10 protein-coding genes are annotated in these 14,588 nt (G+C 58.8%); all 10 read left to right on the top strand.

The features are described 5' to 3' along the window. Positions 1-12: 12 nt before the first annotated feature. The 10 genes from ACIP1X_RS01050 (at position 13) to ACIP1X_RS01005 (ending at position 14,588) form a co-directional block, all read left to right on the top strand. The gene (locus ACIP1X_RS01050) at positions 13-1,419 is read left to right on the top strand and encodes an NAD(P)/FAD-dependent oxidoreductase (RefSeq protein WP_400748491.1); all 1,407 of its coding nucleotides are present in this window, start codon (positions 13-15) and stop codon (positions 1,417-1,419) included. Between the two features lie 42 nt (positions 1,420-1,461). Further along, complete coding sequence (locus ACIP1X_RS01045) at positions 1,462-1,806, top strand: cupin domain-containing protein (RefSeq protein ID WP_212549460.1); 345 nt, start codon at positions 1,462-1,464, stop codon at positions 1,804-1,806. 55 nt (positions 1,807-1,861) lie between these two features. Beyond that, entirely contained in the window at positions 1,862-2,947 is a 1,086-nt protein-coding gene (locus ACIP1X_RS01040; RefSeq protein WP_053119952.1) for a polyamine ABC transporter substrate-binding protein, read from the top strand. A 160-nt stretch (positions 2,948-3,107) separates the two neighbouring features. After that, entirely contained in the window at positions 3,108-3,545 is a 438-nt protein-coding gene (locus ACIP1X_RS01035; protein ID WP_400748488.1) for a hypothetical protein, read from the top strand. 719 nt (positions 3,546-4,264) lie between these two features. Further along, the gene (locus tag ACIP1X_RS01030; protein WP_400748485.1) at positions 4,265-5,731 is read left to right on the top strand and encodes a serralysin family metalloprotease; all 1,467 of its coding nucleotides are present in this window, start codon (positions 4,265-4,267) and stop codon (positions 5,729-5,731) included. Positions 5,732-5,823: 92 nt separating this feature from the next. Then, positions 5,824-6,246, top strand: coding sequence for an AprI/Inh family metalloprotease inhibitor (locus tag ACIP1X_RS01025; RefSeq protein WP_400748482.1), 423 nt, complete (start codon positions 5,824-5,826; stop codon positions 6,244-6,246). Positions 6,247-6,448: 202 nt separating this feature from the next. Next, positions 6,449-8,224, top strand: a complete 1,776-nt coding sequence (locus ACIP1X_RS01020; RefSeq protein WP_400646807.1) for a type I secretion system permease/ATPase — start codon at positions 6,449-6,451, stop codon at positions 8,222-8,224. Next, positions 8,221-9,570, top strand: coding sequence for an HlyD family type I secretion periplasmic adaptor subunit (locus ACIP1X_RS01015; protein ID WP_400748479.1), 1,350 nt, complete (start codon positions 8,221-8,223; stop codon positions 9,568-9,570). The genes ACIP1X_RS01020 and ACIP1X_RS01015 overlap by 4 nt, the downstream gene beginning before the upstream one ends. A 2-nt stretch (positions 9,571-9,572) precedes the next feature. Next, positions 9,573-10,943 carry a TolC family outer membrane protein gene (locus tag ACIP1X_RS01010; RefSeq protein WP_400748477.1) on the top strand — a complete coding sequence of 457 codons (1,371 nt, stop codon included), beginning with the start codon at positions 9,573-9,575 and terminating at the stop codon, positions 10,941-10,943. Between the two features lie 693 nt (positions 10,944-11,636). Next, positions 11,637-14,588 carry an autotransporter domain-containing protein gene (locus ACIP1X_RS01005; RefSeq protein ID WP_400748474.1) on the top strand — a complete coding sequence of 984 codons (2,952 nt, stop codon included), beginning with the start codon at positions 11,637-11,639 and terminating at the stop codon, positions 14,586-14,588.

The raw sequence follows: 14,588 nt of genomic DNA, 5'->3' as shown, positions 1-14,588 counted from the left end.
GCGGAGTCTTGCATGCCGGCGTGGCGCACTATCAGTTTGTGGATGGATCAACTCGACGAGCCGCTGACCGCGCGGCCCGAGCTGACGCAGGATCTCGACGTTGACGTGGCGATCATCGGCGCCGGTTACACCGGGCTGTGGACGGCGTACTACCTGAAGAAACTCGCCCCCGGTCTGGACATTGCCATCGTCGAGGCGCAAACCGCCGGGTTTGGCGCGTCGGGTCGCAACGGCGGTTGGCTGATGGGCAATCTGCTCGGTGAAGATCGCTTGCTCGCCGGACTGTCACCGGATCAGCGCCGCGCCTCGTTTGATCTGCTGCACAGCATTCCCGATGAAGTTGAAGTCGTCCTCGAACGCGAAGGCATCGACTGCGATTATCGCAAGGGCGGCGTGTTGTATTGCGCGGCGCGTTATCCGGAGCAGGAAGCCACGCTGCGTGAATACCTGGCGAAACTGCACGCCCAAGGCCTGAACGACAACGACTACCGCTGGCTCAGCCCCGAGCAATTGGCGCAGCAGATTCGCGTGGCCAAACCTTACGGTGGCATCTACGCACCGCACGTGGCGACCATTCACCCGGCGAAACTGGTGCGTGGTCTCGCGCGAACCGTGCAAAGCATGGGTGTGAAGATCTACGAAAACAGTCCGGTCACGCATTGGCAGTCCGGCAGCTTGCGTACCGCCAAGGCCAGCGTGCGCAGTCGCTGGATCGTCCCGGCCGTTGAAGGTTATTCGGTGACCTTGCCGCCGCTCGGCCGTTATCAATTGCCGGTGCAAAGCCTGATTGTCGCCACCGAACCGTTGTCCGCCGCCACTTGGGATGAGATTGGCCTCAATCGCGGCCAGGCCTTCAGCGAATTCAGCCGTCAGGTCACTTACGGTCAGCGCAGTGCCGACAACCGCCTGATCTTCGGTGCCCGTGGCGGTTATCAGTTCGCCGGCAAGCTGCGCCACAACTTCGATCTGACCCGCGATGAGGTCGAACTGCGCCGTTATCTGTTCGGCGAACTGTTCCCGCAACTGAAAAACGTGCAAATCACTCACGCCTGGGGCGGCAACCTCGGCATGTCGCGACACTTCAAGCCGCACATGCTCTGCGATCGTGCCAATGGCATCGCGCTGTCCGGCGGTTATGGCGGGGAGGGCGTCGGCGCCAGCAACCTCGGCGGCCGCACCCTGGCGGACCTGATTCTTGAACGCGACAGCGAACTGGTGCATCAGCCGTGGGTACTGCCGGACGGCGGCATTCATGCGCTGCGCGCCTGGGAACCGGAGCCGTGCCGCTGGCTCGGTTACAACGCGATCATCAAAAGCTTCGTCCATGAAGACCAGACCCTGGCCAATCCGGCGACCGCGCCATGGCGGCGCAAACTCGCCAGCCAAGTGGCCGGTTTCATGGAAGGTTTCATGCACTAAACGTCGATTGATTTTAAGAACGCCCAAAAGACAGGTCAGACCATGAGCATTACCCAGTTCAAAAACACCGCGACATTGCACCTCGACGAATCCAACCCGGTGGCCGTTCCTCTTGGCGAACCAATTGCTATCGCTTCGACCACCAGCGTCGAGCGCGACGACGGCGTCGAAACCGGCGTCTGGGAATGCACCCCGGGCCGCTGGCGCCGGCAGATCACCGCGCAAGAGTTCTGCCATTTCATCTCCGGGCGTTGCACGTTCACCCCGGACGGTGGCGGCGAAACCCTGCACATACAAGGTGGCGACGCACTGATGTTGCCGGCCAACACGCTCGGTATCTGGGACATCGAAGAGACCGTGCGCAAGACCTATGTCCTGATTTTCTGATCGTTTGATCCCTTTGATTGCCTGCCAACAAAAAAACCTACACAGGAATCGACCCATGATCCGCAAGACCCTCGCTCTGGCACCGCTGATGCTGGCCGTTTCCCTCGCTCAGGCGGCGGACACGGTCAAGGTGTACAACTGGTCCGACTACATCGCGCCAGACACCACCAAGAATTTCCAAAAAGAAACCGGCGTTGGCGTTACCTATGACGTCTACGACAGTAACGAAACCCTCGACGGCAAGTTGATGACCGGCAAATCCGGTTACGACGTGGTGTTTCCGTCCAACCACTTCATGGCGCGGCAGATTCAGGGCGGGGCGCTGAAGAAACTCGACAAGAGCCAGTTGCCTAACTGGAAAAACCTCAACCCGGTGCTACTCAAGGCGTTGCAGGTCAACGACCCGAACAACGAACACGGCTTCCCGTATTTGTGGGGCAGCACCGGCATCGGCTACAACATCGCCAAGGTCAAAGCCGTGCTGGGCGACGATGCACCGGTGGATTCCTGGGATCTGATCTTCAAACCCGAGAACATGGAAAAACTGCAGAAGTGCGGCGTGGCCATCCTCGACAACGGCCCGGAATTGCTCCCGGCAGCGCTCAATTATTTGGGCTTGCCGCACCACAGCAAAAATCCCGAAGACTACAAAAAGGCTGAAGCGCTGCTGATGAAAGTGCGGCCGTACGTCAGCTACTTCCATTCCTCGAAATACACCAGCGACCTGGCCAACGGCGATATCTGCGTGGCAGTCGGTTTCTCTGGCGACATTCTGCAAGCGGAAAACCGCGCCAAGGAAGCCAAGAACGGTGTCGACATCGGTTACAACATTCCCAAGGAAGGCGCGGCGATCTGGTTCGACATGGTCGCCATGCCGGTCGATGCACCGGACGAGAAGGCCGGGTACGCGTTCATGAACTACCTGCTGCGCCCGGACGTCATGGCCGGCATCAGCAACTACGTGCACTACGCCAACGGCAACGAACAGGCCGACAGCCTCATCGACCCGGCCATCAAAAACGACACCAAGGTGTATCCGAGTCCGGAAATGATGGGCAAGTTGTTTGCACTGGAGGCGATGCCGCTGAATATCGACCGGATTCGTACGCGGGTTTGGAACAAGATTAGAACGGGTAGTTGAAACAGGTAGCGCCGGGCGGAATGCCCGGCGATTTCTGTATTGTTGCGATAAGAATTTATGTTTTTATACCTGTCAGATTTGACAGGTTACGGTGCGGTCATTTTCCTTTCTAATGTCTTTACCGGAATCGCGTCGATTCCACGCATAAGGAAGGTTGCACATGTCAAAGGAACAGAATTTCAAACGGGTGAAAACTAATTCGGTTAAAGGCACTTTTAAGGGTGAGGTGAAGAACCTCCTGAGCAATAAGAGTTATGAGTTCAATACTGAGGAAGTCTGGAGAAATAATGATGATGGTTTTTTGACTGTTTACGCTGAAATTCCTGATCCGGAAGCGGAAGGAGGGGAGGCTTCTATAGCCCTTCAATTCAAAAATTCTGAGCAACCTTCGGGGGATTTTCCTTACAACGCTCCGGAAATTCGAACACTTCGCTATGGGAGAAGCAACCCAAGCACGCGATACACCGCGAAATCTGGAACTGTGAAGTTTCAGCACCATCCGGATAAGAAGATTAACGGGAAACTTGAGTTCGAGACCGAAACGCTGGCAAATGATCAATACCATGTCACGGTAATTTTCGTGGCAGATGCGCCTTAAATCCCGAACTGATCGTTTACGGCAAACAAAAGAGGATGGATCTAACCATCTATCCTCATTCCCAAGCGTTTAAAAAAATGTCAGGTATGACAGGTTTTTGATCGCTGATCTCTGTCGTTTACTAGTGCCAAGTCAACCCATTGTCCATCAATGGGATGCTCAATTTCATGACCAAATTCTGGGGCTCGCGAAAATACGACGTTGTTCTGCTATCGATGGCACGGACGACGGTCCACTTGGTGGGCGCACGGATTCGATCGAAAATACAAAATCTGTGGGAGCGGGCTTGCTCGCGAATGCAATGTGTCATTCAACATCAATGTTGACTGATCCGACGCTTTCGCGAGCAAGCCCGCTCCCACATTTGTAATTCGGTGATTTGAATAATTGATATCAATACACTGGCACTGCACTGTTGAAGTGCGGAAAGTGAGACGCAGCTAACAAAACACAACTTACCGATATTTAATAATTAAATATAAAATCGTCAGACAATTAGGCGAAAGCCCGCAACTTTAAACATTCTTTAGACCTCGCGCGCTTTGTTTACGGCAGTTTTCAGAAACACTCAGATTTCATTCCAAAAAAATCCTTTACGGCAGATTTCAAATTGTGTCAGTTTTCTTTCGCCCTCAATGGGGCGAGTGATAGGACGATCTCGCCAGGGATCGCCGCTATCGGACAAAAACTGTTCCATTGCTAAACAAGGAAGTGTGTTTATGTCGAAAGTTAAAACCAAAGCTATTGATGCTGCCGAACAGGCTTTCCAGCCGGTCGGTGCCGTTCAGTCACTGGCAGCCGCCAGTTCGGCCTGGAACCAGATCAATAGTTTCAGCCATCAATACGATCGTGGCGGCAACCTCACGGTCAATGGCAAACCCTCCTTCTCCGTCGACCAGGCCGCCACCCAGTTGCTGCGCGACGGTGCTGCCTACCAGGACAAGGACGGCAGCGGCAAGATCGAACTTACCTACACGTTCCTGACTTCTGCGTCGTCGAGCACGATGAACAAACACGGGATCAGCGGGTTCAGCCAGTTCAGCACCCAGCAAAAAGCTCAGGCAGCGCTCGCCATGCAATCCTGGGCCGACGCCGCCAACGTGACCTTCACCGAGAAAGCCTCGGGCGGTGACGGCCACATGACCTTCGGTAACTACAGCGGTGGCCAGGACGGCGCGGCAGCGTTCGCCTATCTGCCAGGCACCGGCGCCGGTTACGACGGCACATCGTGGTACCTGATCAACAGTGGCTACACGCAAAACAAGAACCCGGATCTGAACAACTACGGCCGTCAGACCCTGACCCACGAGATCGGCCACAGCCTCGGTCTGGCCCACCCGGGCGACTACAACGCCGGCAATGGCAACCCGACTTACAACGACGCTTCCTACGGGCAAGACACCCGCGGCTACAGCCTCATGAGTTACTGGAGCGAGAGCAACACCAACCAGAACTTCAGCAAGGGCGGCGTCGAAGCCTATGCGTCTGGCCCGCTGATGGACGATATCGCGGCCATCCAGAAACTCTACGGTGCCAACACCAATATCCGTACCGGCGACACCACTTACGGCTTCAACTCCAACGCCGGTCGCGATTTCCTCAGCGCCTCGTCGTCGAGCGACAAGTTGGTGTTCTCGGTGTGGGATGCGGGCGGCAAGGACACCCTGGACTTCTCTGGTTTTACCCAAAACCAGAAGATCAACCTCAATGATGCCTCGTTCTCTGACGTTGGCGGCATGATCGGTAACGTGTCCATTGCCAAAGGCGCGATCATCGAGAATGCCATTGGCGGTTCGGGCAACGATCTGTTGATTGGCAACAGTGTGTCCAACGAGTTGAAGGGCGGTGCCGGCAACGACATCATCTGGGGCGCCGGTGGTGCCGACAAACTGTGGGGCGGCGCCGGTTCGGACACCTTTGTGTTCGCTGCCAGCTCGGATTCCAAACCGGGTGCGGTGGATCAGATCCTCGATTTTGTCAGCGGTCTCGACAAAATCGACCTGACCGGGATCACCAACGGTGCAGGCCTGCACTTCGTCAGCAACTTCACCGGTGCGGTGGGCGACGCAGTGCTGACCTCGTCGGGCGGCAACAGCTTGCTGTCGGTGGACTTCTCCGGGCACGGCGTGGCTGACTTCATCGTCAGCACGGTTGGCCAGGCAGCGACCAGCGACATCGTGGCGTGATGTAGCCGGGGAAAGCGGCGTGCGAGCGTCGCTTTCTTTACTTGCATCGAATGATTCAGTGGGCAAGGCTACGTGCCGGAGCGAATATTCCCATGGTCAGTAAGGCTTTTACCTACAAGGCAGTGGCGTGGTTTACGGCATCGCTCTTCATGATTTCTGGAGAAACAAGCATGGCAAGCAGCCTCAGACTCGAAGAACCCTCGGCATTCGCCGGCCATTGGCAAGCAACGTTGTCGGCTCGCGAAGATGCAGCGGATGCGCAAAAGCTCCAGGACAAACCGTCAAACACCTGTGGTGTTGAACTGGCAGCGAACAAAACATTGATTTCCGAGTGTCTGGGCGCATGGCTGGAAGAAGTACCAGTGGGCTGGTTTCCCGATCCCGATGGCTTGTCGATCACCGGCAAAGAAGGTTCAAGGATTCAGTTTTTCAGCAGACAACGTAATGGGCAATATCAGACGACTTTAAAGTCGGGCCTGATCATTACGCTCGAACGTGCGGCGCAACAGCCGTAACTATCAAATTTACGACAGCGTTTTTATATAAAGCGCCACGGGCGGGCTATCAGCAACGCCTCGATGAACAACTGCGCCGTAATATTCGTCGGTAGTTGTTATGAAAGTGTAAGCGGTCACTTAAACAGCACACCTCGGTGAAGTGCCAATAATTAATAAAAGTCCTGCCAACGAGTGGCGGGAATATTTCCAGGAAGAATCAATGAAGATGGCGAAGGCCCCAGCCACCGCTCCCTTATTCAAGGCATTGGCTGACTATAAAAGCATTCTGATCAGCGTCGGCTGCTTTACCGCGCTGATTAACGTGCTGATGCTGGTGCCCTCCATCTACATGCTCCAGGTGTATGACCGGGTGCTGTCGTCGCAGAACGAAACCACACTGGCGATGTTGTCGCTGATGGTCGTCGGCTTCTTTGCCTTTATCGGTCTGCTAGAGGTGGTGCGCAGTTTTATCGTGATCCGCATCGGCAGCCAGTTGGAGCGCCGTTTCAACCTGCGTGTCTATCAAGCCGCGTTCGAGCGCAACCTGTTCAAGGGCGAGGGCAACGCCGGGCAATCGCTGGGCGACTTGACGCACATCCGCCAATTCGTCACCGGGCCCGCGCTGTTCGCGTTCTTCGATGCGCCGTGGTTCCCGGTGTATCTGTTGGTGATTTACCTGTTCAACGTCTGGCTCGGCGTACTCGCCACCGCCGGGGCATTGCTGTTGATCGCATTGGCCTGCCTCAACGAATACATGACCAAAACGCCGTTGGGCGAAGCGGCCGGCTTCTCGCAGAAATCCAGCCAACTGGCGACCAGCCATCTGCACAACGCTGAAACAATTCAAGCCATGGGCATGCTCGGTGCGCTGCGCAAGCGCTGGTTTGGCGTGCACTCGCGTTTTCTCGGTTTGCAGAATCAGGCCAGCGACACCGGTGCGGTGATCAGTTCGCTGAGCAAAACCCTACGTCTGTGCCTGCAATCGCTGGTGCTCGGCCTCGGCGCATTGCTGGTGATAAAGGGCGACATGACGGCGGGGATGATGATCGCCGGCTCGATCTTGATGGGCCGCGTGCTGAGCCCGATCGACCAGTTGATCGCCGTGTGGAAGCAGTGGAGCGGGGCGAAGCTGGCGTACCGTCGTCTCGATGCCTTGTTGCAAGCCTTCCCGCCGAGTGACGACGCCATGGCGTTGCCAGCACCGAAAGGCCAGATCACTTTCGAGCAGGTCAGTGCTGGCCCGCCGGGTCAACGCGCGGCGACGCTGCACATGGTCAATTTCAATCTGGCGGCCGGTGAAGTGTTGGGCGTGCTCGGTGCTTCCGGCTCGGGCAAGTCGACATTGGCCCGCGTATTGGTCGGCGTGTGGCCGACCCTCGGCGGCACGGTGCGGCTGGACGGCGCGGATATTCATCGCTGGAATCGCGACCAACTCGGTCCGTACATCGGTTACCTGCCGCAGGACATCGAGCTGTTCAGCGGCAGCATCGCCGAAAACATTGCGCGCTTCAGTGAGGCCGATCCGCAGAAAGTGGTGGCTGCTGCGCAACAGGCGGGCGTGCACGAAATGATCCTGCGCCTGCCACAAGGTTACGACACGCAGTTGGGCGAGGACGGCAGCGGTCTGTCTGGTGGTCAGAAACAACGTGTGGCACTGGCGCGGGCGATGTACGGCAACCCGAGCCTGGTGGTGCTGGATGAACCCAATTCCAACCTCGACACCATCGGCGAAGCCGCGTTGGCCAGCGCCATCGCGCAACTCAAATCCCAAGGCACCACCGTGGTGTTGGTGACGCATCGTTCTTCGGTGCTGGCTCAGGCCGACAAATTGTTGGTGCTCAATGACGGTCGTTTACAGGCCTTCGGCCCAAGTCAGGACGTGCTCAAGGCACTGTCCGGCCAGCAAGAACAACAACGGGAAAAAGCTGCACAGGCACCGGGCGGGCTCAGCATGAGCCGGCAGTATCAGCCCACGACAAGGAATTCGGGTGTATGAGCAGCGCCAGCATGAACACTGAAAACGAAGCGAACATGGAACACGCCTACCTCAACGAGCGTCCGGAACGCGATGCGAAGTTCTTCGCGCGCCTGGGCTGGATTCTGGCGATTGTCGGCGCAGGCAGCTTCTTTACCTGGGCGGCGTTGGCGCCGCTGGATCAAGGCATTCCGGTGCAGGGCACGGTGGTCGTCTCGGGCAAACGCAAAGCCGTGCAATCGATGAGCAGCGGCGTGGTCAGCCGGATTCTGGTGCGCGAAGGCGAGATCGTGAAGCAGGGGCAGCCGCTGTTTCGTCTCGATCAGACGCAAGTGGCGGCTGACGTGCAATCGCTGCAAGCGCAGTACCGCATGGCGTGGGCGAGCCTGGCGCGCTGGCAGGCCGAGCGCGACAACCTCAAACAAGTGACCTTTCCGGCTGAACTGAGCAACGACCCGGATCCGCGTCTGGCGCTGGTGCTTGAGGGCCAACGTCAACTGTTCAGCAGCCGCCGCGAAGCGTTCTATCGCGAGCAGGCCGGACTGCGCGCAAGCATCGAAGGCGCCACCGCGCAACTGGCCGGAATGCGTCGCGCACGCACCGACCTCAATGCGCAAGCCGCGTCGCTGCAACAGCAATTGAGCAACCTGCAGCCACTGGCCGACAACGGCTACATTCCGCGTAACCGTTTGATGGAATATCAGCGCCAACTCTCGCAAGTGCAGCAGCAACTGGCCGAGAACACTGGCGAAAGCGGCCGGGTCGAGCAGGGCATCCTTGAAACGCGCCTGAAACTGCAGCAGCACGGCGAGGAATATCAAAAAGAAGTTCGCACGCAACTGGCCGACGCGCAGCTGAAAAGTGTGACGCTGTCCGAGCAACTCACCTCTGCCGGTTTCGACCTGCAACACAGCGAAATCATCGCCACCGCCGATGGTGTGGCGGTCAATCTCGGCGTGCACACCGAAGGCGCCGTTGTACGCCAAGGCGAAACCTTGCTGGAAATCGTCCCGCAAGGCACCACGCTGGAAGTGGAAGGGCACTTGCCGATCAACCTGATCGACAAAGTCGGCACACACTTGCCGGTGGACATCTTGTTTACCGCGTTCAACCAGAGCAAAACCCCGCGTGTACCGGGCGAAGTCAGCCTGATTTCAGCGGATCAGATGGTCGATGAGAAAACCGGCGCACCGTATTACGTGCTGCGCACCCGTGTCAGCGATCAGGCCATGGAGAAACTCAACGGTCTGGTGATCAAGCCCGGCATGCCCGCAGAAATGTTCGTGCGCACCGGCGAACGTTCGCTGCTCAACTACCTGTTCAAACCGTTGCTCGACCGGGCCAACTCCGCGTTGACCGAAGAATAAGGATGTTCGGCTGTATGAATAAGCTTTCGATGCTGGCGGCAGCGTTCGCGCTGTTGGCCGGCAACAGTGCAGTGGCGGCGATGGGGCCGTTCGAGATCTACGAACAGGCGTTGCGCAATGATCCGGTGTTCCTCGGCGCGATCAAGGAGCGTGACGCCGGCCTGGAAAACCGTGTGATTGGCCGCGCCGGCCTGTTGCCTCGCGTCGGTTACAACTACAACAAGGGCCGCAATTCGTCGAAAGCCACCTCGCTCGATGAACGCGCGCGCAATCGCACCGATGACCGCAATTACAGCAGTTACGGCTCGACCCTGACCGTGCAACAACCGTTGCTCGATTACGAGGCCTACGCCGCGTATCGCAAGGGTGTCGCGCAGTCGTTGTTCGCCGATGAAAACTTCCGCGGCAAGAGCCAGGAACTGTTGGTGCGGGTGCTGGATAACTACACCAAAGCCTTGTTCGCTCAGGATCAGATCGACATCGCGCAGGCGAAGAAAAAAGCCTACGAGCAGCAGTTCCAGCAGAACGAACACATGTTCCGCCAAGGCGAAGGCACGCGCACCGACATTCTTGAAGCCGAGTCGCGCTATGAGCTGGCGACCGCCGAAGAGATCGAAGCGCGTAACGAACAGGATGCTGCACTGCGTGAACTCGGTGCGTTGGTGGGCGTTGCGGCGGTGAACATCGATGAGCTGGCACCGCTGGATCAGAACTTTCAGACCTTCGCGCTGATGCCGGCCAACTACGACACCTGGCACGAAATGGCGATCAGCAATAACCCCAATCTGGCGTCGCAGCGTCAGGCCGTGGAAGTCGCGCGTTATGAAGTGGAACGTAACCGCGCCGGCCATCTACCGAAGGTCAACGCGTACGCCTCGATGCGCCAGAACGAATCGGAAAGCGGCAACACCTACAACCAGCGCTACGAGACCAACACCATTGGTTTTGAGGTGAGCGTGCCGTTGTATGCCGGTGGCGGCGTGTCGGCATCGACGCGCCAGGCCAGTCGCACGATGGAACAGGCTGAGTATGAGCTGGATGGCAAGACCCGCGAGACGTTGATTGAGCTGCGCCGGCAGTTCAGTGCGTGCTTGTCGGGGGTGAGCAAATTGCGTGCGTATTCGAAGGCGTTGTCCTCGGCTGAAGCGCTGGTGGTGTCGACCAAGCAGAGCATTCTCGGCGGAGAACGCACCAACCTCGACGCGCTGAACGCCGAGCAACAACTGTTCACCACCCGCCGCGACCTGGCGCAGGCGCGCTACGACTATCTGATGGCGTGGACGAAATTGCATTACTACGCGGGGACGCTGAACGAACAGGATCTGGCGCGGGTGGATGAGGCATTTGTGGTCGCGCAACAGCCCTCACCCTAACCCTCTCCCAGAGGGAGAGGGGACTGACCGAGTTGTTTGCGGGCGATGCATAGACCTGAATGTTCGAGTCGAACTCGAGATTTGAAAGCACCACAAATCAGCTCCCTCTCCCTCGGGAGAGGGCTGGGGTGAGGGGCAGCAACACCGCAAAACTACGCGGGGACGCTGAACGATCAGGATCTGGCGGCAACAGCCCTCACCCTAACCCTCTCCCGGAGGGAGAGGGGACTGATTGGGGGATGTTCAAGAAATACGGCGTCCTGAGATTGCTTTAGCGAATCCATAGTCGACGGGTTGTTTCAGGTCGGCGAATGAAGCAAGGCCATCTCGGTCGGCTCCCTCTCCCTCGGGAGAGGGCTGGGGTGAGGGGCAGCAACACCGCAAAACTACGCGGGGACGCGGAACGAACAGGATCTGGCGGCAACAGCCCTCACCCTAACCCTCTCCCAAAGGGAGAGGGGACTGACCGGGTTGTTTGCGGGCGATGCATCGACCTGAATGTTCGAGCCGAACGCGGGATTTGAAAGCACCACAAATCGGCTCCCTCTCCCTCGGGAGAGGGCTGGGGTGAGGGGCAGCAACACCGCAATTCTCTGTAGGAGCTGCCGAAGGCTGCGATCTTTTAAGCCACAAGATCAAAAGATCGCAGCCTGCGGCAGCTCCTACATAACAACAAAAAAATGAGGAGTGAACATGGACGTACGCATCAAACCGGCATCAGTCGGCACCCTGTTGCTGGTGATTTCTACCGCCCAAGCCCAGGCCCAATACCTGGAAACCGGCCAACCCGGCGACGCCGCCAGTTGGCGCAGCGCCGAATTCCAGCGCGACTGGGGCCTTGCGCGCATGCAGGCCGATCAAGCCTACGCCGCCGGCATCACCGGCCAAGGCGTAAAAATCGGCGCTCTCGATTCCGGTTTCGATGCGAGCCATCCCGAGTTCGCCACTGACCGCTATCACCCGGTGCAAGCCAACGGCAGTTACCTAAACGGCACCCCATTCAACGTCGACGGCACACTCAACCCGAACAACGATTCCCACGGCACCCATGTCGTCGGCACCATGGGCGCCTCGCGCGATGGCACTGGCATGCACGGCGTCGCGTACAACGCGCAAATCTACGTCGGCAACACCAACGCCAACGACAGTTTCCTCTTCGGCCCGAAACCGGATCCGCGTTATTTCAAAGCTGTTTACGACTCTTTGGCCGACGCCGGCGTGCGTGCGATCAACAACAGCTGGGGCAGTCAGCCGCCAGACGTCAGCTACCGCACGCTCGCCGATCTGCACGCCGCATACGCCCAGCACTGGAATCAGGGCACCTGGCTCGATGCCGCTGCCGACGTCTCTCGGCGCGGAGTGATCAACGTGTTCAGCGCCGGCAACAGCGGCTACCCGAATGCCAGCGTGCGCTCGGCGCTGCCGTACTTTCAGCCGGATCTCGAAGGTCACTGGCTGGCGGTTTCCGGGCTCGATCAAAGCAATCAACAGAAGTACAACCAGTGCGGCCTCGCCAAATACTGGTGCATCACCACGCCGGGGGCGAAGATCGACAGCACTATTCCCGGCGGCGGTTATGCGATCAAGTCCGGCACCTCGATGTCGGCGCCGCACGCGACCGGTGCATTGGCGCTGGTGATGGAACGTTACCCGTACATGAACAACCAGCAAGCGCTGGAAACGCTGCTGACCACCGCCACGCAACTGGATGGCTCCGTCACCGACGCGCCGACCGAGCGAGTCGGCTGGGGCGTGGCCAACCTTGAGCGGGCGATGCGCGGGCCGGGGCAATTGCTCGGTACGTTCGATGCGAATCTGGGGGCAGGGCAGCGCGATGTCTGGAGCCATGACATCTCCGATAAAGCGCTGATCCAGCGTCAGAGTGAAGACCTCGCCGAGCACAACGCCTGGCAGCAAACGTTGCAGGACAAGGGCTGGCAGAACGGCGTAGCGGCGGGCGCCAGTCAGCAGGATCAGACCGATTACGCCGTGGGAATGGCGCGTGATGCAGCAGCGGCGAGCCGCATTTATCAGGGCAGTTTGATCAAATCCGGCGGCGGCCAATTAATCCTCAGCGGCGACAACACCTATCGCGGCGCGACCAAGGTTAATGGCGGCTTGCTGACGGTCAACGGTTCGCTGACTTCGACGGTAACCGTCAACGACAGCGGCACCCTCGGCGGTTCCGGGCGGATCAATGCCTTGACGGCCAACAGCGGCGCCCGCGTCGCACCGGGCAACTCCATCGGTACCTTGAGCGTAGCGGGGGACGTCACGCTCGCGCCAGGTTCGACCTACGCGGTGGAGCTATCGCCCACCAGCAGCGACCGCATCGTCGCCGGCGGTACGGCCACGGTCACCGGCGCCACCGTCAGCCTTGCACTGGAAAACAGTCCGACGCTGCTCAGCGCCACAGAAACCCGCAGCTTGCTCGGTCGCCAATACGACATCCTGCAAGCGGCCGGCGGCGTTCAAGGCCAATTCGCGGCAGTCGTGCCGAACTACCTGTTTATCGGCGGCAATCTCGACTACGCCGCCAACGCGATTCAACTGAATATCGAACGCAACGCGACGACGTTCGCCAGCGTCGGCCAAACACCGAATCAGCGTTCCGTCGCGGCGGCGGTTGAAAGTCTCGGTGCCGGCAGTTCGGTGTATGAAAGCCTGCTGCTGTCGCCATCGGCCGCATCGGCGCAACAAGCGTTCCAACAATTGAGCGGTGAAATCTACCCGGCTCTCGGTTCGTTGTTGATCAACGATAGCCGCCAATTGCGCAACGCGGTCGGCGAACGTCTGCACGATGCGTCGGCCACGCAAAACAACGGCTGGATCAAAGCCCTCGGCGCTTGGGGCACAACCGATTCCAGCCACGACACGGCGGGTTACAGCACCTCGATTGGCGGCTTGCTCGCCGGTGTCGACGGCGCACTGGACGAGCAGACGCGCATCGGTCTGGTCACCGGTTACAGCGACAGTTCGCTGAGCATGGGCTCGGGCACGCACTCGTCGGCCAAGGTCGACAGCTACCATCTCGGCGCCTACGCCGGCCACGAAATCGGCGCCTGGCGCTTGAGCACCGGCGCGGCCTACAGCTGGCATCGCGCTGACGTGAAACGCGATCTGCAATACGGCGACGTCAGCGCTAAACAGAAAGCCAAAGTCGACGCGGCCACCACCCAGGTGTTCGGCGAGGCGGCGTATCGACTGCACCTGCAACCGTTGGCGCTGGAACCGTTCGCCAATCTGGCTTACGTGCATCTGGACACCGAAGGCTTCAAAGAGAAGGGCGATGCGGCGGCGCTGAAAAGCTCTGGCGATCAGCGTGATGCGGTGTTGAGCACGCTCGGTGTGCGCGCGATCAAGACGTTCAACCTGTCGGCGCAGCAGAGCCTCGACGTCAGCGGACATCTTGGCTGGCAGCACAGCCTGAGTGATATCGATGCTGAGCAGCACCTGCGTTTTGCCAGCGGTGGCACGCCATATTCGGTGGAGAGTTCGGCGCTGGTACGTGATGCCGCACTGGTCGGCGTGCAGGCGAGTCTGGCGCTGAGCCGCGATGTGCGGGTGAACCTCGACTACAACGGACAACTGGCCAGTCGCGAGAAAAGCCATGGCGTCGGGTTGAGCCTGAACTGGCAGTTCTAA

Source organism: Pseudomonas sp. NPDC088885, from assembly GCF_044750025.1.
Lineage (GTDB): Bacteria > Pseudomonadota > Gammaproteobacteria > Pseudomonadales > Pseudomonadaceae > Aquipseudomonas > Aquipseudomonas rustica.
This window is presented reverse-complemented; position numbering and strand designations above follow the sequence as displayed.